The sequence below is a fragment of the Sphingomonas fuzhouensis genome (genome assembly GCF_034659795.1).
Taxonomy (GTDB): domain Bacteria; phylum Pseudomonadota; class Alphaproteobacteria; order Sphingomonadales; family Sphingomonadaceae; genus Sphingomonas; species Sphingomonas fuzhouensis.
Map to the genome: position 1 here is coordinate 136041 of NZ_JAXSQY010000003.1, position 22692 is coordinate 158732.

Genomic DNA, 22692 nt, shown 5'->3' on the forward strand with positions numbered 1-22692 from the left:
CTCCCCTGCAAGGGGAGGGGGTGTTCGAGCTTTGGTCTGCCCCCTGGCAGACCAAGATTGTGCCGGGGGCACAATCTCGCTCGAACACGAAGCTGGTGGAGGGGTGTCACCGCCTGAGAAGACAGCCCTACCTCTCTGACCGGGACACCCCTCCGTCAGGCCTATGGCCTGCCACCTCCCCTTGCAGGGGAGGAAAGAATGTCCTCACAAATTCCGTATCCCCGGCGGCCCCCGCCCCGACAGCATCAGTTCGGTCAGCGCCCAGACCAGCGCATCGGCGCGATCCGGTGAGCGGCCGGGCCCGTCATAGGCCCCCGCTACCCCCAGCCCGCACAGTTCGTCCTCCAGCGCCGGGAAGCCGCGCGAATGCCACACGCGTCCTTGCGCATAGAGGAACGACACCGGCTCCGCCCGTGCGGCTTTCCCGATCGAGGCATAGACCAGATGCACCGGCAGGGTCGGATCGGCGAGCCGCAGCACGCTTTCCACCATATCGCCGCCCTGGTTGCGCTCGGCCACCACCCGGTCGGCGCGGTTGCGCCGGGCACAGCCCGCCACCCGCGCCGCCCAGCCCTCGGGCGAGAGCCCCGCCTCGCTGGCATCCTCCAGCACATAGCCATGGCCGTCGCGCCCCAGCCCGACCGCGACGATCCCGCAGGCATCGCCGCTGCTCGTCGCGGGCGGATCGACGCCGACCACCACCCGGTCGAGCGCGGGCACCGTCTTGGCCCGTTGCCGGTCGAGCAGCGCGCGGGTCCACAAGGCCCCTTCGCGGTCGTCGACCATCTCGCCGTCCAGCTCCTGCCGCCCCAGCCGCGTGTCGCCATATTGCGCCAGCATCGCGTCCTGAAAACTGTCGGGCAGATGCGCATTGTCGCTGGTCCGCCCGATCGTCTCCACGCAATCGGGCAGCGCCATGACCTTGCGCATCAGGGGCGTCGCACGCGGCGTGGTCGTGACCAGCACGCGGGGATGCTCGCCCAGCCGGAGCGTCATCATCAGATTGTCCCATCCGGCCTCCCCCTTCCATTTGCCCAGTTCGTCGCACCAGGCGGCATGATGCTGCGGCCCGCGCAAAGCCTCGGGTGCCGCCGCCGAATAGGCAAAGCCGATCGCGCCGGATGCGAAATGCACCTGTCCCAGACTGCCGATCCACTTCGGCGTCTCGCCTTTGCGTGCCACCGCCAGCAGCCCGCTTTCGCCGCGCACCATCACCCGCTCGACATCGCGCAAGGTCGCCCCCATCAGCGCGATTCGCGCCCCCGGTTGCTCGCGGGCAAGCGCACTCACCCACTCCGCCCCCGCCCGCGTCTTGCCGAAGCCGCGTCCGGCGCGGATCAGCCAGACCCGCCAGTCGCCCGGCGGCGCCACCTGTCCGTCATGCGCCCATAATTCCCAACGCTCGACCAATTCGCGCTTCTGCGCCGCCGTCAGCGCGGCCAGTGCCTGTTCGCGCGCGCCCGGTTCCAGCATCGCCAGCGTGGCGAGCCGCGTTGCCGCATCCTGTCCCGCCATCACGCCATCCCCTTCAACCGCCGTCGCGCCAGCCCATCGAGCGCGCGTTCCAGCGCCGCATCGGTCTCGGCCGCATCGGCCCGCGCCGCTTCGCTCACGCCGTCACCGGCCTTGGCCAGCGCATCGCGACGGGCGAGCAGCTTCAGATAAAATTGCACCTCGGTCGGTTGCAGCGGCGGGGTGATGGAGAGGCCGGTGGTCCCCGCACCGGCCTCTCTGCCCTCCTCCCCGCCCTTGGCCAACAGGGTCAGCATCCGGCGCAGCAGCCCTTCCTCGACCAGCGCGTGCGCCGCACCGATCGCCTCGGCCCAGCCCTCCGCGAAGGCGGGATCGCGTTGCCGCAATCCCCGGACCGCGCCGAGCGTCTCTCCCACCGCCCGTGCCGCCACCTCCGCATCGGCGCTGACCGCCAGCGCGTCCAGGAACCGCCGTCGCCGCGCCAACGTCCACCGCGCGCCTTCCCCCGTTCCGGCCATCCCCGCTCCCCCCGAAGCATCGAGGACCGACCCGACCGCTCCCCCGGTCGTGTCCGCTCTCGATGTTCCTGTTATGTACCGATCCTGATGGGGTTTGTATCCAACAAACGAACCAGATGGGTTCGAGGCATAAAAGCGGCTTGCCAGACGCGAAGCGCATCGGCATTAGGCGGGGCTTCCCGAGAGGGGGCGATTAGCTCAGTTGGTAGAGCGTCTCGTTTACACCGAGAATGTCGGCGGTTCGAGCCCGTCATCGCCCACCACCGGAATCCCACATTTTCTGACGAAATCGGCTGATTTCCCGAGCGGTTTGGGTAGTTCACTGGATTCGTTTATCGGAGGACAATTCCCCGCATCGGGGCGTCATTCCTCTTCCTCCCCTGTAAGGGGAGGGGGACCATGCGCAGCATGGGGGAGGGGTGTCCCGCTTTCGATAGGGCGACACCCCTCCGTCAGGGCTTCGCCCTGCCACCTCCCCTTGCAGGGGAGGAATTTGGTTTACGCCAGCTTCCAGTAGGTCGCGTAACGCTCGTGCGCGATGCGGTGATAGGGAACCAGCCGCACCGGCTGGCCATCCGCCGCCGGGATGGTGAACTCCAGCGGCTTGCCGGACGCCTTGATCTGCTGCGTCAGCGCCTGGGGCTCACCCGACAGGGTCGGGGCCTGGAACGGCGTGTCGTTATACTCGCCATATTTCCGCTCGCTGACGATGATGTCCGCGCCCGGTGCCAGCCCCTCGCGACCCAGCGCGCCCGCCAGCACCAGCGGGCCATAGGTGAAGGCGACGATCTCGGGGGTCGCGGGGGCGCTCTCGACGCCGGGTTCCATGACCAGGCGCCATTCGACCGTGTCGCCGGTCTTCCACGTCCGGGTCAGCTCGGCATAGCGGCCGGGCTTGTCCGAGCGCTGCACCTCCGCGCCGTTGACCAGCAGGGTCGCGGTGCGGCTCCATTTCGGATGGCGCAGCTTTAGGGTCAGCTCGGTCGGCTGGCGTAGTTTCCAGCGGAACTGGGTGTTCGCTCCTTCCGGGAAGTTCGTCACCTGGGTCAGCGACGCCCCCTTATCGGCCCAGGTCACGGTCGAGGGGATGAACAGGTTCACATACAGTGCGCGGTCGTCATGGAAGTAGATCGAGTCGCGATACTTCACATGATTTTCCATGCCCGTGCCGGTGCAGCACCAGAAGCTGTCCTCGGGGGTGTGGTACAGCTTCATGTAACCGGGCCGCGCGCCCTGGAAATAAGTCGCCATGCCCGAATCCGGGTCCTGCGAGGCGAGGATGCCGTTATAGAGCGTGCGCTCGTAATAATCGGCATATTCCGCCCGCGGATCGCGCAGGAACAGCGCGCGGGTCAGCTTCAGCATATTGTGCTGACAGCAGGTTTCCGACCCCTTGGCCGAGAACACATGCTTGTCGAAATCGGCCATGGCGAAGAAATGCTCGCCATCGCCGTGGCCGCCGGTCGCAAAGGCGCGGGTGTGCGCCACGGTCCGCCAGAAAAAGGCGGCCGCATTCTGATATTTGTCGTCGCCGGTCGCCTCGAACACGCGGTGGAAACCGATGATCTTGGGGATTTGCGTGTTGGCGTGCATCCCGTCGAGATGGTCCTGGCCCTTGACCAGCGGGTTCATCACCGCCTTTTGCGAAAAGCGCTCGGCGACGCGCCGGTAATCCGCATTGCCGGTCATGAAATACAGATCGGCATAGATTTCGTTCATGCCGCCATATTCGGTCTGCAGCATCGTTTCGAACTGGTCATCCGTCAGCGGCTTGGTCGCCATCACGCCCCAGTCGGCCAGCCGGATCAGCACGGGCCGCGCCGCCTCGCTCCCCGCCAGCTGGACCGCGTCGCGCAGGCCCGCATAGACCTTGTGCAGCGTGTACCAGGGGACGCCCGTGATCGGCTCCCCGCGCAGATGCGCCGCGACCAGCGCGGGCCCCTTGGGAAAGGCGCAGACCAGGCCCGTGCCCGCCGCCTGCTGGCACGCCGCCAGTTCATTGGCGATATAGTCGATGCGCTGGCGATATTTCCGGTCCTTGGTCGCCCGATAGGCGAGTGCGCAGGCCGACAGATAATGGCCCAGCGTATGGCCGTGGCAGTTGATCTCGTCCCACTGGGCCTCCGACTCCCAGCCGCCATAGACGGGTGCCTTGGGCTTCAACCCGGCATTCTTGCGGAAATTGGCCAGCATCCGGTCGGGTTGCAGGCGCATCAGATACGCCTCGGTCATCTTCTGCGCATGGAGGAAGGGACTGTCCTCCAGCGTGACGTCCGCCATGTCGAAGGGTTGGACGATGGTGCCGGGTGCCGCCGTCATCGGCTTGGTCCCGCTCTGCGCCCAGGCGGAAGCGGGCATCACCGCCCCCCATCCGGTCGCCAGGGCACCGATACTGGCCGTGGCAAGGACTTGACGCCGCGACGGGGCGGGACAGCATGAAGGCACCGATCTTCTCCGACTATTTCTATTTTCTGGCAGTTTGCGACAGGGTGCCAAAATCCGCAAACGTTTTCGAACGTGGCATGGAGAATCCCGTTTCGGTAGGTGTCATCCGCCCGTCATTTGTCCGACAGTCGGATACAGAAGGTCTAGGTGGCGCGATGGAATAGCAGCCGCTCCATGATCCAGTGCAGGATCGCCCCGATCGCGACGCCCAGCATCACCTCCTGCGCACGAGCCGAAGCGGAGGTCAGGACCGATCCGCCCGGCGGCACGGTCAGCAGGACGATCACGGCGGTCCACATGCACACCCGCAATTCGGTGCGGATTCGCGCGATTCCGGCGGTGACGCCCACCGCCACCGCCAGCATCGCGACCGGCCCCGCCCCCGGCATGACAAAGGCGACCAGCAGCGCGACCGCCACGCCGATCAGGGTTCCCACGATCCGCCAGCTCAGCGACCGGTGGGTGTCGCCCAGCCTGTCCTGCGACACGACCAGCGCCGAGACCGTGGCCCAGACCGGATGGTCCAGCCCTATCGCCTGGGCCAGGATCAGCGCCACCACCGCCGCGCCGGTGCAACGTATGACGAAGGCGACCGACCGCACCGCCTCTTCGCGCGAGGCCAGCGCGGTCACCCAGGATCGAAGGGCGGGCGGCGTCACCGGAACAGGTTCGCCCGCGCCAGTTCCAGCACCTCGTCCCCACGCCCGCTCAGCACCGCGCGCGCGGCATAGAGGCTGAACCCCTTGACCTGTTCAGCCTGGATCTTGGGCGGCATGATGAGTTCCTGCGTTTCGGTCACGACATCGACCAGGGCGGGGCCATCATGCGCGAACGCCTCGCGCAAGGCGCCTTCCAGCGCGTCGGAACGGGTGACGCGTATCCCGAAATAGCCCATCTCCCGCGCGATCGCGCCGAAGTCCGGGTTCTGGAGCGAGACATTGTCATCGACATAGCCCGCCGCCTTCTGCTCCAGCGCGACGAAGCCCAAAGTGGAATTGTTGAAGACGACGATCTTGACCGGCAGCTTCATCTGCACGGCGGTCAGCATGTCGCCCATCAACATGGTCAGCCCGCCATCCCCCGACAGCGACACGACCTGCCGCGCCGGATAGGCCCCCTGCACGCCCAGCGCCTGGGGCAAGGCATTGGCCATCGAACCATGGTTGAACGAGCCGATGATCCGCCGCTGGCCGTTCATCGTCAGATAGCGCGCCGCCCAGACGGCGGGCGTACCGACATCGGCGGTGAAGACCGCGTCTTCGCTCGCGAGCCGATCGATCGTCCGCGCGACGAATTGGGGATGCAGCGGCTTATCGCCGTCACGCGGGGTAGCCAGATCGTCCAGTCCCTTGCGCGCATCGCGGTAATGCGCGCGCGCCTTGTCGAGGAAGCGGCCGTCGCGCTCACCGGCGATCAACGGCATCAGGCCGCGCGCCACCTCGGCCACGTCGCCGACCACGCCCAGGTCGAGCGGCACGCGCCGCCCCAGCGCACTTGGATCGCGGTCGACCTGCACGACCTTCGCCTTGTCGGGATAGAAGTTGCGATAGGGGAAGTCGGTGCCGAGCATCAGCAGCGTGTCGCACTCCATCATCGCGTGATAGCCCGACGAAAAGCCGATCAGCCCGGTCATGCCGACATCATAGGGGTTGTCGTATTCGATCCATTCCTTGCCCCGGTAGGCATGGACGATCGGCGCCTTCAGCGCCTCGGCCAGCGCCACCACCTCGTCATGCGCGCCCGCCGTGCCCGATCCGCACAGCAGCGTCACCGCCTTCGACCCGTTGAGCAGTTCGGCGATCTTCGCCAGTTCCGCCTGCTGCGGCACGAGGCGCGGGGTGGCGAGCGGCGGGAAGGCGACATCCCGCGTCTCCGGCGCGGGTTTCAGCGCGATATCGCCGGGGATGACCAGCACCGCCACGCCGCGCTTGCCGATCGCGGTGCGGATCGCGCGGTGGAGCAGTTCGGGCATCTGGCGCGGGTCCTGCACCATCTCGCAGAAATGGCTGCATTCGCGGAACAGCTCGGTGGGGTGGGTTTCCTGGAAATAGTTCAGGCCGATCTCGCTCGACGGGATATGCGCCGCGATCGCCAGCACCGGGACATGATTGCGCTGGCAGTCATACAGCCCGTTGATGAGGTGGAGATTGCCCGGACCGCAGCTGCCCGCACATACCGCCAGCGCGCCCGTCGCCGCCGCTTCCGCCCCTGCCGCAAAGGCGCCCGCCTCCTCGTTGCGGACATGCATCCACTGGATCGCACCCGATTTGCGCAAGCTGTCGTTGAAGGCGTTCAGGCTGTCACCCGTCACGCCCCAGATCCGTTCGACACCCGCCTCGACCAGCGTGCGGTTCAGCAGATCAGCGATCGTCTCGGCCATCTCTCGTCTTTCCCTTGCTGTCAGCGAAGGCCTTTGCCTCCGTTCATGCTGCACAAGCGAAACGACGTGGGGTGCGATTGGCTTCGCACCCCGTAGGTGAACTTTCTGCAAGCTGTCGGAACGAACCTGCAACCGCGATCAGAACAAGCCGTCGTCATCGTCGTCGAACGACACCGCCGCCGCCACCGTCGCGACCGGCTCCATGCCGGGCAGCAGGAAGGCGGCGTGGATCAGCCGTTCGGACGCCATGGTGTACAGGCCCGCCGACCAGGGCAGCAGCTCGGACAGCGCGGCCTCGTCCGCCTCGGTCAGGTCGACCCCTTCCGGCGTTTCGGGGGCGACCCGGTCGGCAAAGAGGACCAGCCCCTGTGCCACCGTGCACAGCGTCTCGGCAAAGCCGCGCTGATGATCCAGGTCGCTGGCGCTCGCCTGGAGCGAGGCGACGATGCGCTCGGCATCCCCGCCGCCCTTGACCATCGCCCCGGTCGAGCTTTCGCAGGCCCGGCGGACCACCGACAGCGCTTCCTGCAACGCGCCGCGGGTGTCGCCGTTCGCGCCCTGGCTGCCGTCCTGGACCAGGTCGATGCCGCCCAGCACGCCGATCAGGCTGCCGACGGCGAGGCTCAACTGGTCCAGACGGCTGGCACAGGGCGCCACCTCCTTGGCGATGACCGCGACCGCGCGGCCCAGTGCGCCGTGGCGACGGCACAGCAACTGGGTGTTGGTCGAGATGTCCTGAACGTTGACCGCGATATGGCGAATGCGGCTCAGCCCTTCGGTCAGGTCGGCCAGGGTCCGGCTGACAAAGCCGGTCAGTTCCGCCAGATGACCGTCCGCGTCGCACAGCTGATCGGTGACGTTACCCAGCGTGGCGATGCCATGTTCCAGCCGGAACAGCAGTTGCCCGTCATCGCCGCCCTGCACCCCCAGCAGCTCGCGCAAATGATCGGCCAGCGGCGCCAGCCGTTCCAGCGAGGTGACGATCGAGGCGATCTCGCGCCCGAACTCGTCGGCCATCGCGGTCAGCTGCGCGGCGACCAGCCGGGCCATATGCGCCTTGGCCCCTTCCGGCACGGCCATGGCGGCGGCGTCCGCCGGGTCCGCGATGCGGCGCAGCATGGCGATGGCATGTTCGGCGCGCTGGCGCACGCTGTCGCCGATCTGGATCGCGCCCAGGATGCGGGCGACCTCGCCCTGCACGGTGCGGACGATGCCGCCGACCTCGTCGGTCATCCGCATCACCGCCTCGACATGATCCTGCAACGCATTGGCGTTGGCGGTCAGCTCGGCGGGCACGGCGGCCCCGGCGCGTTCGCATTCGGTCGCCAGCAGGCGGTCGGCCTGCTGCACATCGCCGACCACCCGGCCGAACTGGTCGAGCTGCCGCTCGATCTGGCGCAGTTCCTGGCGGCCGCTGGTCAGCTTCTCGTCCATGCCGACGACGAAGTTGAAGAACGCCGCCTCACCGGACGAGGCGATCTTGATGTTCATCCCATAGATGCCCAGCAGCTTCAGGATGGTGCTGACCTCGTTCAGCAGGCCGCGCAATTCGCGGGTGCGCCCGGTCAGCGTCTCGACCTCGATCGCGCGCCGCTTCTGGATGATCGGCAGGGTGATCAGGCGATAGGCGACGTCGCGCAGGCGGGAGACCGCGACCCCGGCGGTGTCGTGCGACAGGTCCTGGCGGATCGTCGCCAGCCCCTGTGCCATGCCGTCGATCGTGCCGATCGCGGTGGCCAGCGTCTCGCCGGTTTCGCGAAACGCATCCTCCAGGCCGCCCATCCGGTCCTGCAACTGGTCCGCCAGGACCGCGAAGGACCCCGTCAGCGAGGATGCCTCACCTGCCAGCGGGGCGGCATTGTCGGTATCGATCCGTGCCACAAACATCTGTTATTCCTTCTTAGCGTGCCGTGGCGTGGAGCAGCTCGCGCGCGACGCTGCCCAGCGGGATGATCTTGTCATGGGCGCCGCGTGCGATCGCCTCCTTGGGCATGCCGAACACGACCGAGGTCGCCTCGTCCTGCGCGAAGGTGCGGGCGCCCGCCTGCTTCATTTCAAGGAGGCCACGCGCACCGTCGTCGCCCATGCCGGTCAGGATGATGCCGACCGCATTGGCGCCCGCATTGCGCGCCGCCGAACGGAACAGCACATCGACCGAGGGGCGATGGCGCGACACCAGCGGCCCTTCGCGCACCGACACGACATAGCGCGCGCCCTGGCGCTCCAGCATGGTATGGCGAAGCCCGCCCGGCGCGATCAGCACCCGGCCGCGCATCACGGTATCGCCGTCCTCGGCTTCCTTGACGTCGACCTCGCACAGCCCGTCCAGCCGCTTGGCGAAGGCGCGGGTGAAGCTTTCGGGCATATGCTGGACGATGACGATGCCAGGCGAATTGGCGGGCAGCGCCTCCAACACCTCGCGCAGCGCCTCGGTCCCGCCGGTCGATGCGCCGATGCACACCACCATCTCGGTGGTCCGGCTCATCGCGCGGCCGGTGGGCGGCGGCAGGACCGCGTCGGCGGTCAGCTTTTCGGCGGGCGAGAGCTTGGCCTGACCACGACGCGCGCCGAGCCGCGCCTTGGCCGCGCCCTTCACCGTCTCGCGGATCATCATATGCGCTTCGTTCAGGTGATCGGCGACACCGACGCGCGGCTTCAAGATGACATCGACCGCGCCAGCCTCCAGCGCCTGGAGCAGCGTCTCCGACCCTTCCTCGACCAGCGAGGAGCACATCACCACCGGCAAGGGCCGCTGCGACATCAGCTTGCGCAGGAAGGTGATGCCGTCCATGCGCGGCATCTCGACGTCCAGGGTGATGACGTCGGGCACCTGATCCTGGATATGGCGGGCGGCAGCAAAGGGATCGGCGGCGGCCGCGATCACCTCGATCTCGGGATCGGCGGACAGGATGGCCGTCATCGCCTGGCGGACGCTGGCGCTGTCATCGATGACCAGGACTCGGATTTTCTTCATGGCCGTCAGATCCGTTGGAACACGGTGTTCGACACCGTGGTCAGGGGCAGGTCGAAACCGGTGATCGATTCGGAATGGCCGAGGAACAGCCAGCCGCCGGGGCGCAGGCATTCGGCCAGACGGCGAACGACCTTTTCCTGGGTCGGCTTGTCGAAATAGATCAGGACGTTGCGACAGAAGATGATGTCCATCGGATCGACCGGATAGCGCTCGTCCATCAGGTTCATCTGGGCAAAGCCGACCGACGCGCGCAGCGCAGGCACGATCCGCATCTCGTCGCGCTTGGGATCGCTGGCGCTCATGACATAGCGTTTGCGCAAGACCGACGGCACCGGATCGAGCATCGCGGCCGGATAGATGCCCCGGCGGGCGGTGCGCAGCACCTCGCTGTCCAGATCGGTCGCGAGGATGCCGAAATCGGGCCCGCCCTTGTCGGCGGCGAAGGCGTCGAGCAGCATGGCCAGCGTATAGGGCTCCGCGCCCGTCGAGCAGGCCGAGCTCCATACCCGCACCCGCCGCTGTCCCTCGTCGCGCAGGCGCGGCATCACCGTGCCCATCAGATAGTCGAAATGCTTGGGCTCGCGGAAGAAGTCGGTCTTGTTGGTGGTGACCGCGTTCAACAGATGCTCGCGCTCGCTCTCCAGGTGATTTTCCTGGAAGGTCCAGGCGCAATAATCGGCAAGGCTGCTGAGCCCCGTCGCGCGCACCCGGCGGCGCAACCGGCCCTCGATCATCGTGATCTTGGCAGGCGGCAGGCGGATGCCGCACTCCTTGTAGACATAGGCGGAGATGCGATCGAAATCGCGACGTTGCAGCGCATCGGTGGACGCCGCCGCGCGGGCGAGGTTGCTCAAAGGGACGGCTCCTGTCGGAAGCGAAGGGAAAGGATCGGCCGCCACCGGGGGCGGCCGAACAGGGGATGGGTCAGGCCGCCAGACCGAAATCGGCGAGCGCCGCCTCGGCACCATCGGCGCCGAACAGCCGTGCCGGATCGAGCAGCGCGACAAAGCCTGCCCCCCGGCGCAGGATCGCCTCGATCTGGTCCGACCGCCAGCGGCCGCCCAGTTCGGGCGCGCCCTCGACCGAGTCCGCCGCGAAGGTCGCGACGTCGAGGACCCGGTCGACCACCAGGCCCAGCGCCAGCGGCTTGCCGCCCTCGCCCGTCATGTCGACGACCAGGACACGGGTGGTCAGCGTCGGTTCGACCGGGCTCAGGCCCAGGCGGACGCGCAGGTCGACCATCGGCACCGATTCCCCGCGCACATCGGTCAGCCCCAGGAACCAGGCGGGGGCGTGCGGCACCCGATAGGCGGTCCGGTGGTCCAGGATTTCGCGGACCGTCGTCACCGGCAGGGCGAATTCCTCCTCCCCCAGGCCGAAGACGACGACCTGGATGTCGCGCCCCGCGCTCATGCGGCGCGTCCGAAAGCGGCGTCTTCGCCGTCGGGGCCGCCATTGCTCAGGTCGAGCGCGAAGCCGCGCACGCGGGCCTGCTGGTCGGCCACCGAACCGGCACGCGCGCCCGAGGATATGGGCTTCGCCTTGCTCTTGGCCAGCGCCGGGCGACGCACCGCCGACCGTGCCGTCCCGCCATGACCGTCGACGCGGAAGTATGCGATGCTTTCCTGAAGCTCCTCGGCCTGGCTGGCGAGTTCTTCCGAAGTGGACGAGATCTGCTCGGAGGCCGAGGCGTTCTGCTGCGTGACCTTGTCGAGCTGCTGGATCGCTTCGTTGATCTGGACTGCACCGATATCCTGCTCGCGGCACGCGGCGCTGATCTCGGCGACCAGTTCGGCGGTGCGACGGATGTCGGGGACCAGCTTGGTCAGCATCTCGCCCGCCTGGGTAGCGGCACCGACGGTGTCCGACGACATGCCGCTGATCTCGGCGGCGGCCGTCTGGCTGCGCTCGGCCAGCTTGCGGACCTCGGCGGCAACCACCGCGAAGCCGCGGCCATGTTCACCGGCACGCGCCGCTTCCACCGCCGCGTTCAGGGCGAGCAGGTCGGTCTGGCGCGCGATTTCCTGCACGATGCCGATCTTCTCGGCGATGGTGCGCATCGCGACGACCGCCTTCTGTACCGCAGCCCCGCTCTGCTCGGCGTCCTGCGACGACTGGCGGGCGATCTTCTCGGTCTGGGTCGCGTTGTCGGCGTTCTGCTTGATGTTGGCCGCCATCTGCTCCATCGATGCGGAGGCTTCCTCGGCGGCGGCGGCCTGTTCGGTCGCGCCCTGGCTCACCTGTTCCGACGAAGACGACAGCTGCTGGCTGCCCGCCGCGACATTCTGCGCCGCCTGGGTGGTCTGGCCGATCGTTTCGCGCAGACGCACGGTCATGCGGTTGACGGTGTCGACCAGGTCCTTGATCTCGTCATTGCTGGCAACCGACACCTCGGTGTTCAGATCGCCCTCGGCAACGGCGGACACGGCTTCGCCGATCTTGCGCAGGCCCTTCGACACCAGCAACGCGACCCACAGGGCACCCCCGATCGCGATCAGCAGCGCGACGACCGCCGTGGCCATCAGCGTGGTCCGGGCCGAAGCGTACAGCACGGCGGAATCGGCCTTCGCTTTATCCATCTGGCCCTGGGTGATGTCCGCCAGCTTGCCCAGCGTGTCGCTCAGGCGCGCCGCGATGGCGCGTCCTTCGGTCATCGAGATGACGCTGGCCTCGGCATTGTGGTTCTGCAGGGCCAGCGCGCGGGCACGGTCGCTGACCCCCTTATAGCCGCGCCATTCCTCCAGCGCCTTGGTCCAGATCGGCTTCCCCTGTTCGGTGGCGATCTTCAGACCGCTGGTCAGGCTCTCCTGAATCTTGGCGTCATATTGGGCGAAGCTGCCGTCGAAGCTGCGCATTTGCGCCGGGTCCTGGGTCAGCATCATGTTCTTTTCGGCGCGGATCGCGCGTCCGACATCCCCGTCCGCGGTCAGGGACAGCTTGATCCGCTGAGCGGGCCCATCGATGATATCGGCAATCATCAGGTTCAAGGCGTTGATCTTCGACACACCGACCCCGACGACCACTGCCAATAGCAGCAATACTATCGCGAACGTGCCCCCCAATTTCATCTTGATTGTCGCGCGCATAATCCCACCCCAATGTGAGTTACTGTATTCGGATGCTATCGAAGCAACCGCCAAAATCATGGATCATCATAAGCCGGAATAGATGAAGGATTGGTTCAGGGCGGTGATGATCCCGTCACTATAGTTGGACTTGGCGGAGCACCCCCCGATGCCCCGCCTGTGCCGTATCGTCAGGCCGCGTGGCCGAACGCGGCATCCTCTCCGTCCGGGCCGCCCTCGCTCAGGTCGAGCGCGAAGCCACGCACCCGCGCCTGCTGGTCGGCGATCGAACCGGCCCGCGACGGCGTCTTGCGGGGCTTGGCGACCGGCGGACGCGCCGCTGGCTTGCGGACTGCAGGCTTGGCTGCCACCGACCGCGCATCGTCGGCCATGCGGAAAAAGGCGATGCTGCCCTGCAGATCCTCGGCACGCCCGGCCAGTTGGATCGAGGTGCTCGAAATCTGCTCGGAGGCGGAGGCATTCTGCTGCGTCACTGTGTCGAGCTGCTGGATCGCCTGGTTGATCTGCGCAGCGCCGATATCCTGCTCGCGGCAGGCGGCGCTGATCTCGGCGACCAGTTCGGCGGTACGGCGAATGTCGGGCACCAGCCGGGTCAGCATGTCGCCCGCCTGCGTGGCGGCCTGCACCGTGTCCGACGACATGCCGCTGATCTCCGCCGCCGCCGTCTGGCTGCGCTCGGCCAGCTTGCGGACCTCGGCGGCAACCACCGCGAAGCCGCGACCATGTTCACCGGCACGTGCCGCTTCCACCGCCGCATTCAGGGCGAGCAGGTCGGTCTGGCGCGCGATTTCCTGCACGATGCCGATCTTCTCGGCGATGGTGCGCATCGCGACGACGGCCTTCTGCACCGCCTGACCGCTCTGCTCGGCATCCTGCGACGACTGTCGCGCGATCTTCTCGGTCTGCGCCGCATTGTCGGCATTCTGTTTGATGTTGGCCGCCATCTGCTCCATCGACGCGGAGGCTTCCTCGGCGGCGGCGGCCTGTTCGGTCGCGCCTTCCGACACCTGGCCGGAGGAGGCGGACAGCTGCTGACTGCCGCTGGCGACCTGATCCGCCGCGCCCGCGACGTTGCTGGCGAAGTCAGTGAGATTGTCGACCAGATTGTTGATCGCATCCTTCATCCGGCGATGGTCGCCGTCGCAGTCGATCTCCACCCGTTCGAGCAGCGAGCCCGTGCTGACCAGATCGAGGACGCGGTTGCCCTCGCCGATCGGCAGCAGGATCGCATCGAGCATCCCGTTGATCCCGCTGATCAGCCCGGCAAAGTCGCCGGGAAAGCGCATGGCATCGCCACGCTCGCTGAGCTGTCCGGCAGTCGAAGCGGCGATCAGCCGCTGAATCTCGCCGATGATCGCCTTGAAATTGGCGCGCAGCAATTCGATCGTGTCATTGATGAACGCCTTCTTGCCCGGCAGTTGCTGCATCGGCGCGTCGAAATTGCCCTCGCCGAACTGCTTGATACAGGCCATCGCCATCTTCTTGGCGGCGATATGGTTGGCGACCATCTCGTTCAGGCGACGGGCCATCACGCCGAAATCGCCCTGGAACTTGTCGACCGGCACGAAGACATCGATATCGCCCCGGTCGTGCTCGGCCGACATGGTGTTCATCTCGGCGATCAGGCCCTTCAGATTGCCGCGGAGCCGCTCGATCGTGTCGTTGATGAAGGCCTTCTTGCCCGGCAGGGTCGCCAGCGGCGCTTCGAAATCGCCCTGGGCCAGCGACTGGATGCAGGTCATGGCCAGTTTCTTGACCGCGATATGGCTGGCGACCAGGTCGTTGACCGTCTTGGCGGCGACCGCCAGATCGCCGTGAAATTCGTCGACCGGCAGGACGACATCGATATCGCCCCGGTCATGTTCGGCCGCGACATGTGCCAGCCGCCGGTTGAAGGCGGCGGCCGGCACGGCGGCGGTTTCGAGCAGATCGTTGACCGCGACGAGCATGTCACGCGCCTTGCCGGTGGCCCCCGACAGGTCCGCCCGATCGCTCACCCGTCCCTGGGCAAAGGCCCGTTGCAGGCGAACGATCTCAGCGGTGGCGACGTCGACATGCGAGGTATCTTTCAACGAAGCATGAAAACGCATGACTCTACTCCTAAAATAGCCCTGCTTTTCAATACCCGTGAAGAGTTAATATTTACGGCGAGCGACCGGTCCGCCGGATCAGGCCGCCAGGGCGAAATCGGCCAGCGCCGCCTCGGCACCATCGGCACCGAACAGCCGCACCGGATCGAGCAGCGCGACGAAGCCCGCGCCCCGGCGCAGGATCGCCTCGATCTGGTCCGACCGCCAGCGGCCGCCCAGTTCGGGCGCGCCCTCGACCGAGTCCGCCGCGAAGGTCGCGACGTCGAGCACCCGGTCGACCACCAGGCCCAGCGCCAGCGGCTTGCCGCCCGCGCCGGGCATGTCGATCACCAGGATACGGGTGGTCAGCGTCGGTTCGACCGGGCTCAGGCCCAGGCGGACCCGCAGGTCGACCATCGGCACCGATTCCCCGCGCACATCGGTCAGCCCCAGGAACCAGTCGGGGGCGTGCGGCACCCGATAGGCGGTCCGGTGGTCCAGGATTTCGCGGACCGTGGTGACGGGGAGGGCGAATTCCTCCTCCCCGAGACCGAAGACCACGACCTGGATATCGCGACCGGCGCTCATGCCGCGCGTCCGAAGGCGGCGTCTTCGCCGTCGGGGCCGCCATTGGTCAGGTCGAGCGCAAAGCCATGGGCGCGGGCCTGCTGGTCGGCGACCGACCCGGCGCGGGGCGCGGGCTGTTTCGGCTTGGCCGGGGCCTGTCGGCGGGCGGTCGACCGGGCCGCGTTGCGCCCGACGCCGTCGATGCGGAAATAGGCGATGCTTTCCTGAAGTTCTTCGGCCTGGCTGGCGAGTTCTTCCGAGGTGGACGAGATCTGCTCGGAGGCCGAGGCGTTCTGCTGCGTGACCTTATCGAGCTGCTGGATCGCTTCGTTGATCTGGACCGCACCGATATCCTGTTCGCGGCACGCGGCGCTGATCTCGGCGACCAGCTCGGCGGTACGACGGATATCGGGCACCAGCTTGGTCAGCATCTCGCCCGCCTGGGTGGCGGCATCGACCGTGTCGGTGGACATGCCGCTGATCTCGGCCGCCGCCGTCTGGCTGCGCTCGGCGAGCTTGCGGACTTCCGCCGCCACGACCGCGAAGCCACGGCCGTGCTCACCGGCACGTGCCGCTTCCACCGCCGCATTCAGGGCGAGCAGGTCGGTCTGGCGGGCGATTTCCTGCACGATGCCGATCTTCTCGGCGATGGTGCGCATCGCGACGACGGCCTTCTGCACCGCAGCCCCGCTCTGCTCGGCGTCCTGCGACGACTGGCGAGCGATCTTCTCGGTCTGGGTCGCGTTGTCGGCATTCTGTTTGATGTTGGCGGCCATCTCCTCCATCGACGCGGAGGCTTCCTCGGCGGCGGCAGCCTGCTGGGTCGCGCCCTGGCTCACCTGTTCCGACGAAGACGACAGCTGCTGGCTGCCGCTGGCGACATTGTGCGCCGCCTGGGTGGCATCGCCGACGACACCGCGCAGACGATCGACCATCGATACCAGCGCATGGCCCAGCCTGTCCTTGTCCGACAGGGCCTGGGGCTGGACGGTCAGATCGCCGCCCGCAATCTCCTCGGCGATCTTCGCCATGCCTTCGAAGCTGGCGCGCAGCGCGTCGAGATTGTCGGCCAGCTGGTCCGACAGACCGCCGAAGCGCTGGCTCATCGCGACGCTGGTGTCGCCCTTCGACACGGCGGTCAGCACGTTGGAAATCTGGTCGAAGGCCCCTTCGACCGCGCCCACGCTGCCCTGCATCCGGCCGATTTCGTCGCGCCGGTCGGTCGCCAACGGGTCGGCCAGCCGCGCCAGCGCCTGGGTGAGCCGGGCGATCGGACGGGCGATCGTGCGGGTCATCAGCACGCCGATGCCGATCGCGGCGACGATGCTGGCCGCCATGCCGATCCAGATGGCGAGGGTGATGGTCGAAAACGCCTGTTGCTGGGCCTGTTGCCGCTGGGCCAGCAGGCCCTTTTCGGTCGCGACCAGTTCGCCGACCTTGTCGCGCAGCTGGTCCATCGACTGCTTGCCCGCCCCGCTGCTCTCCAGCGCGCGCGCCGCTTCGCGGGTTTCCGGCTGGGCCATCAGGCGGATGGCCTTTTCGGCCACGTCGTTATGCCAGGCCTCCGCCATCCGCTTGATGTCGTCCAGGCGGCTCTGCTGCACCGGATTGTCGCTGGTCAGGCTGCGAACCTCGCCCCAGGCTTGTGAGAAATCCGCCCAGCCCTTGTGATAGGGATTCAGGAACTGCTCGTTGCCTGACACCAGATAGCCGCGATAGCCGGTTTCCTGGTTGACCATGCTGGATACGATATTGTCGGCGGTCGCGATCACCTTGTAGGTGTGCTCGTTGACCTCGGTCGTCGATTTTACCTGTCCGGCGTTGGACAGGATGACGCCGTCGACGCCCACCATGATCGCGATGATCGCGCCCAGGGATACGGCGAGTTTTTTCGACATCGACAGGTGATTGAAGGAACCCAGCATTTTTTGTCCTCAAGCTTTGAGCGCGCGCATCAGGCGTTCTGCGCCCACAGGGGGGCGCAGAGCGGCAAGCGGCTGGCGGAAATCTTGGTTATTGGGGGGCGGACACCGCCCGCCCCCGATCGTGGCGTGTTACGCCGCGCGGCCGAACTCGGCATCTTCGCCGTCGGGACCGCCATTGGTCAGGTCGAGCGCGAAGCCACGGACCCGAGCCTGCTGGTCGGCGACCGAACCGGCACGCGGCGCGGGGGCCGCCTTGCCGGGCTTGGCCGCCGGGCGTGCTGCGGGCTTGCGCACCGCCGCCTTGGCACGGCCGCGATTGCCGCTCGCATCGACGCGGAAGTACGCGATGCTTTCCTGAAGCTCCTCGGCCTGGCTGGCGAGTTCTTCCGAGGTGGACGAGATCTGCTCGGAGGCCGAGGCGTTCTGCTGCGTCACCTTGTCGAGCTGCTGGATCGCTTCGTTGATCTGGACCGCACCGATATCCTGCTCGCGGCACGCGGCGCTGATCTCGGCGACCAGCTCGGCGGTACGACGGATGTCGGGCACCAGCTTGGTCAGCATCTCGCCCGCCTGGGTGGCGGCACCGACGGTGTCCGACGACATGCCGCTGATCTCGGCGGCGGCCGTCTGGCTGCGCTCGGCCAGCTTGCGGACCTCGGCGGCAACCACCGCGAAGCCGCGACCATGTTCACCGGCACGCGCCGCTTCCACCGCCGCATTCAGGGCGAGCAGGTCGGTCTGGCGCGCGATTTCCTGCACGATGCCGATCTTTTCCGCGATGGTGCGCATCGCGACGACCGCCTTCTGCACCGCAGCCCCGCTCTGTTCGGCGTCCTGCGACGACTGGCGGGCGATCTTCTCGGTCTGGGTCGCGTTGTCGGCGTTCTGCTTGATGTTGGCGGCCATCTGCTCCATCGACGCGGAGGCTTCCTCGGCGGCGGCGGCCTGTTCGGTCGCGCCCTGGCTCACCTGCTCGGACGAAGACGACAGCTGCTGGCTGCCCGCCGCGACATTCTGCGCCGCCTGGGTGGCATCGCCGACGACGCCGCGCAGACGCTCCACCATTGCGACCAGTGCGTGACCCAGCACGTCTTTGTCCGACAGCGGCTCATGGTTCACGGTCAGGTCGCCGCTGGCGATCGTGTCGGCCAGCTGCGCACTTTCGCGCAGGTTGGCGGTCATGCGGTTGACCGTGTCGACCAGGTCCTTGATTTCGTCGTTCGAGGTGACGGCCACGTCCTGCGACAGGTCGCCGATCGCCACGGCGTCGATCGCCACAGACACCTTGTTCAGCCCCTGCGACACGAGACGCGAGATCCACAGCGCACCGGCGACTGCGACCAGCAATGCCACGATCGCCGTCATGAACAGAACATTGCGGGCATTGGTATATTGCGCATTGGTGTCGGCGTCGGCCTGCTTCATGCCGTCCTGCGCCATGGACACGATCCGGTCGAGCTGCTCGCTCATCCGGGCCGCGACTTCACGCGACTTGCTGATCGAAATCGCCCCCGCTTCGGCGTTTTTGTTGGCCAGCGCATAGCGTCGGATCTGATCGTTGATCGGCACATATTGATCGAACAAGGACTGGACCTGCATCCAGAGCGGCTTGCCCTCGACGGTCGCCATGCCGAGGCCCTTGGCGATCAGGTCGCGCGCCTCGTTCCGCGCCTTCAGGTTTTCGGCGTCGAACTTCTGGGTCAGCGTCTCATCTTCGGTCAGCGCCATGTTCTTTTCGAAGCGCAGCGTCTTGTTCATCCGCTCGTTGACGCTCAGGGCAATCTCAAGGCGCTTGGACGGACCGGCGATGACCTCGGTGATCGCGCTGTTGAGCGCGCTCATCTTCATCACCCCGACGCCGACGACGGCCAGCAAAAGGCACACAATCAGCGCGAAAGTCGCGCCCAGCTTCATTTTGATCGTTGCACGCATGATAAAATGGTTCCCCCTCGGAACGGCTTGGATCAGTGGACGCTCACCGGCTCACCGCCGTTCGCGGTCAGTCGGGAAAACAGGGTGGTCAGGTCGGGCAGGACGACGACGTCGCCCTCGCGCCGGACGAGACAGCGGACATTCTCGCGTGGCCAGCGCATGCCGATGACGGGTGCCTCTTCGGCATCGCCCGCCCGGAGCACCGTGACCTCGTTGACGCGGTCGGCGGCCAGCCCGATCAGGAACGGATCGCCGTTCATGTCGAGTTCGATCACGATGATCCGGCTGTCGGCGGTGTTGGCATGCGCCTCCATCCCGAACGAGCCGCGCAGATCGGCCAGCGGCACGATGCGGCCGCGAAAGTTGATGACCGAGGCGGCGAGCGCATCCGCGCCCGGCACCGTCGTCACCGGCATCATGTCCAGGATTTCTCGAACGATGCCCGCCTCCAGGGCGAAGGTTTCGCCGCCCAGGCCGAAGGTCAGGACCTCCAGGCCGTTATCGGGCGTCCAATTGGGTACTTTGTGATAGGGCATGGTCTTATCCAGCGGCCAGACGCCGCTCCTCCCTGGGCTGGCTCAGCGCGATGAGCTGGGCGATGTCGAGGATCAGGGCGACCGAACCGTCGCCCAGGATGGTCGCGCCCGCAAAGGCGGCGACGTTGCGGTGCAGGGGCGACATGGCCTTGATGACCGTCTGGTGGTTGCCGATGATCTGGTCGACGACCAGACCGACCCGCTCCGACCCCGTGCCGACCACGACAATCTTCTGATAGGTGTCGGGCTTGGTCCCCGTCTCGAACAGGTCGCGCAACCGCAGGAAGGGCACCAGCCGTTCGCGCAGCGTGATGATGCTGCGCCCGCGCGAGCGCAGATCCTCCTCCAGCGACAGCTCCAGGCATTCCTCGACCGCCGCGAGCGGGATGACATAGCTGCCCTCGCCCACCCGGACGAGCAGCCCCTCGATGATCGCCAGCGTCAGCGGGATGCGCAGCGTGATGGTCGAGCCCTGGCCGGACACGCTCTTCACGTCGATCGAGCCGCGCAGGCTTTCGATCGTGCGCTTGACCACGTCCATGCCGACGCCGCGCCCGGACAGGTTCGTGACCTGCGCCGCCGTGGAGAAGCCGGGATGGAAGATGAGACCGAGCAGCTCGTCCTCGCTGACCACCTGGCCGGGCTGGATCAGGCCATTGGCCTCCGCCTTGGCACGGACCCGCTCGACATCGATGCCGCGCCCGTCATCGGTGATGGTGATGAGGACTTCGCCGCCCGCCTGATGTGCGCTCAGGCGAATGAGGCCGCTGGCCGACTTGCCCGCCGCGATACGATCCTCGGCCTTTTCCAGGCCATGGTCGCAAGAGTTGCGGATGATATGGACCAGCGGGTCGAACAGACGCTCGATCACGGTCTTGTCGACCTCGGTCGTCTCGCCTTCCGTGACCAACTCGATCGCCTTGCCGGTTTCGTTGGCCAGATCGTGGATCAGGCGGCGGAAACGGCCGAACAAGGTCGACACCGGCACCATGCGCAGGATCATCATCGTGTCGCGCATTTCGCCCGCCAGACGCTCGATCTCTTCCGACACCGAACGCAGGCTGAGGTCATGGCCGTTGCCCGCCAGCTGCGACAAGCGGCTCTGCGCGATGACGAGTTCGCCGACCCGGTCCATCAGCTCGTCCAGCCGCTCGGCGGGCACGCGGACATGCTCGCCCTGCGACCGGTTGGCGGCGGGGCCACGCGGCGCGGCGTCATTGGCGGCGACCGGCGCATCGACCGCGGCGACCGGAGCGGGCGCAGCCTCCCCTTCCGCGTCGGCCTCGTCGACCGCCAGCGGAGTGATGGTGATCTCCATATCGTCCATGACGAACAGGAAGACGTCCTCGATCGCCTCGCGCGAAATGTCGCCGATCAGCGTGCAGTCCCACCCGACGAAGCAATGGCCGGGGTTGAGATCGTCGAGCGCAGGCACCGCATCGAAGGTCGCGGTGATCGTCGCCTCGCCCAGGTCGCGCAGCTCGTCGAGCAACGCCAGCGGGCTGGTGCCATTGGCCATCGCATCGGGCGGCAGGCGGAAGGACAGGGCCCAACCCTGCTTGCGCGGGGCCGGGGCCGCAACGGGCGCACCGCCACCGGCCGCGGCATCGACCGCCGCCGCCAGCCGGTCCAGGATCGCCTGGCCCTGGGCCGCCGGGGCATCGCCATCGACCAGCGCGCGCATATGGTCCGCCGCCGAGAGGATGACCGAGACCAGTTCCGGCGTTGCCCGGACATCGCCCTTGCGGACGCGGTCGAACGCGCTTTCGCAGTGATGGGTAAAGCCCGCCAGCGCATCGAAGCCGAACATCGCGCCCGAGCCCTTCAGCGTGTGAAGGCCACGGAACACGGCATTGACCAGATTCAGGTCGTCCAGCCGATGCTCCAGGTCGAGCAGGCCCTGTTCGACCTGTTCGAGAAGCTCGCCCGCCTCGATCCGGAAGGCGGCTGTTGGATCTTCGCCGCTCATCGTGCCAATACCTTCTGGGCGACGCGGATCAGCTGTTCGGGCTGGAAGGGCTTCACCAGCCAGCCGGTCGCGCCCGCGGCCTTGGCCTGCGCCTTCATCGAGTCATCCGATTCGGTGGTCAGGAAGATGATCGGCACGCCCGCCTGCGCCGGTTGCTGGCGCAGTGCGCGGATCATCTCCAACCCGTCCATATTGGGCATGTTGAGGTCGGTGACGATCAGGTCGAACCGGGTTGCGGTCGCCTTGGCCAGCCCCTCGACGCCGTCAGCGGCCTCCGTCACCGTATAGCCCGCGCCGGTCAGGGCGATGCGAATCGCCATGCGCAGGCTCGCGCTATCGTCGACGGTCAAAATGGAAGCGGTCATTGGGCGGTTTCTCCGTGAAGCCAGAATTGGGTGTCGTCGGCAGGAGCGGGCAGGAAACCCGCACGGTTCAGCAGCGCGCGCAGCGGCGCGTCGGCGGGCGCCGACAGCGCGAAATCGCAACCCGCCGCCGCCGCGCCGATGCGCGCCGACTGGACAAGCTGGATGACGCTGAGATCGGGGGACGCGGCGGCGGACAGGTCCAGCCGCACGACCGCGTCGGGCACGATCGCGCGCTTCAAATCTTCGGCCAAAACGCCGATGGTCGGCAGGCACACGTCCTCGCTTGCCATCACCATGGTGATCGACATGATGTATCCCTCGTATCAAAGGTCCGGAGACGCAGGATCGCCCTGCGGCCCAATTGAAAACTTACGAAATGACAAACAAACCCGACCGGGGCAGCCATTTCCCGGTCAACAGGGAGGCGTTTGGCCAAAGCCCCATGGCCCCGGC

The 22692-nt window shown here is 67.0% G+C and carries 18 protein-coding genes and 1 tRNA gene; 1 reads left to right on the forward strand and 18 read right to left on the reverse strand.

Features of this window, described 5'->3' with window-relative positions:
- Positions 1-204: 204 nt before the first annotated feature.
- Both U1H82_RS08785 and U1H82_RS08790 read right to left on the reverse strand, forming a co-directional pair.
- The gene (locus U1H82_RS08785) at positions 205-1515 is read right to left on the reverse strand and encodes a DNA-packaging protein (protein WP_322964555.1); all 1311 of its coding nucleotides are present in this window, start codon (positions 1513-1515) and stop codon (positions 205-207) included.
- Positions 1515-1991, reverse strand: coding sequence for a hypothetical protein (locus tag U1H82_RS08790; protein WP_322964556.1), 477 nt, complete (start codon positions 1989-1991; stop codon positions 1515-1517). The genes U1H82_RS08785 and U1H82_RS08790 overlap by 1 nt, the downstream gene beginning before the upstream one ends.
- 187 nt (positions 1992-2178) lie before the next feature.
- Here U1H82_RS08790 and U1H82_RS08795 point away from each other — a divergent pair.
- A tRNA-Val gene (locus tag U1H82_RS08795) sits at positions 2179-2254 on the forward strand.
- 235 nt (positions 2255-2489) lie between these two features.
- Here the strand turns inward: U1H82_RS08795 and U1H82_RS08800 are convergent.
- The 16 genes from U1H82_RS08800 to U1H82_RS08875 all read right to left on the reverse strand — a co-directional run bounded on the left by U1H82_RS08800 (position 2490) and on the right by U1H82_RS08875 (position 22547).
- The gene (locus U1H82_RS08800; protein ID WP_322964557.1) at positions 2490-4349 is read right to left on the reverse strand and encodes a glycoside hydrolase family 127 protein; all 1860 of its coding nucleotides are present in this window, start codon (positions 4347-4349) and stop codon (positions 2490-2492) included.
- A gap of 230 nt (positions 4350-4579) precedes the next feature.
- Positions 4580-5068, reverse strand: coding sequence for an FUSC family protein (locus U1H82_RS08805; RefSeq protein WP_322964558.1), 489 nt, complete (start codon positions 5066-5068; stop codon positions 4580-4582).
- A 23-nt stretch (positions 5069-5091) separates the two neighbouring features.
- On the reverse strand, positions 5092-6816 hold the full coding sequence (poxB, locus tag U1H82_RS08810; protein WP_322964559.1) for a ubiquinone-dependent pyruvate dehydrogenase: 1725 nt from the start codon (positions 6814-6816) through the stop codon (positions 5092-5094).
- Between the two features lie 138 nt (positions 6817-6954).
- Entirely contained in the window at positions 6955-8703 is a 1749-nt protein-coding gene (locus tag U1H82_RS08815; protein ID WP_322964560.1) for a hypothetical protein, read from the reverse strand.
- A gap of 13 nt (positions 8704-8716) precedes the next feature.
- Complete coding sequence (locus U1H82_RS08820) at positions 8717-9790, reverse strand: protein-glutamate methylesterase/protein-glutamine glutaminase (RefSeq protein WP_322964561.1); 1074 nt, start codon at positions 9788-9790, stop codon at positions 8717-8719.
- Positions 9791-9795: 5 nt separating this feature from the next.
- Positions 9796-10644, reverse strand: a complete 849-nt coding sequence (locus tag U1H82_RS08825; RefSeq protein WP_322964562.1) for a CheR family methyltransferase — start codon at positions 10642-10644, stop codon at positions 9796-9798.
- A gap of 70 nt (positions 10645-10714) precedes the next feature.
- Positions 10715-11203, reverse strand: coding sequence for a chemotaxis protein CheW (locus U1H82_RS08830; RefSeq protein WP_322964563.1), 489 nt, complete (start codon positions 11201-11203; stop codon positions 10715-10717).
- Positions 11200-12876, reverse strand: a complete 1677-nt coding sequence (locus U1H82_RS08835) for a methyl-accepting chemotaxis protein (protein WP_322964564.1) — start codon at positions 12874-12876, stop codon at positions 11200-11202. The genes U1H82_RS08830 and U1H82_RS08835 overlap by 4 nt, the downstream gene beginning before the upstream one ends.
- A 170-nt stretch (positions 12877-13046) precedes the next feature.
- Positions 13047-14966 (reverse strand): methyl-accepting chemotaxis protein, encoded by a 1920-nt coding sequence (locus U1H82_RS08840; protein ID WP_322964565.1) that lies wholly within the window; start codon positions 14964-14966, stop codon positions 13047-13049.
- A 78-nt stretch (positions 14967-15044) separates the two neighbouring features.
- The gene (locus tag U1H82_RS08845; RefSeq protein WP_322964566.1) at positions 15045-15533 is read right to left on the reverse strand and encodes a chemotaxis protein CheW; all 489 of its coding nucleotides are present in this window, start codon (positions 15531-15533) and stop codon (positions 15045-15047) included.
- Positions 15530-17437, reverse strand: coding sequence for a methyl-accepting chemotaxis protein (locus tag U1H82_RS08850; protein WP_322964567.1), 1908 nt, complete (start codon positions 17435-17437; stop codon positions 15530-15532). Before U1H82_RS08850 ends, U1H82_RS08845 begins: the two co-directional genes overlap by 4 nt.
- A 129-nt stretch (positions 17438-17566) precedes the next feature.
- Positions 17567-19369 (reverse strand): methyl-accepting chemotaxis protein, encoded by a 1803-nt coding sequence (locus tag U1H82_RS08855; protein ID WP_322964568.1) that lies wholly within the window; start codon positions 19367-19369, stop codon positions 17567-17569.
- 32 nt (positions 19370-19401) lie between these two features.
- Positions 19402-19905, reverse strand: a complete 504-nt coding sequence (locus U1H82_RS08860) for a chemotaxis protein CheW (RefSeq protein WP_322964569.1) — start codon at positions 19903-19905, stop codon at positions 19402-19404.
- A 4-nt stretch (positions 19906-19909) separates the two neighbouring features.
- A complete protein-coding gene (locus tag U1H82_RS08865) occupies positions 19910-21874 on the reverse strand; it encodes a chemotaxis protein CheA (protein WP_322964570.1) in 1965 nt (654 codons plus the stop codon).
- Complete coding sequence (locus tag U1H82_RS08870; protein ID WP_322964571.1) at positions 21871-22239, reverse strand: response regulator; 369 nt, start codon at positions 22237-22239, stop codon at positions 21871-21873. Before U1H82_RS08870 ends, U1H82_RS08865 begins: the two co-directional genes overlap by 4 nt.
- Positions 22236-22547, reverse strand: coding sequence for an STAS domain-containing protein (locus U1H82_RS08875; RefSeq protein ID WP_322964572.1), 312 nt, complete (start codon positions 22545-22547; stop codon positions 22236-22238). The genes U1H82_RS08870 and U1H82_RS08875 overlap by 4 nt, the downstream gene beginning before the upstream one ends.
- Between the last annotated feature and the right edge of the window lie 145 nt (positions 22548-22692).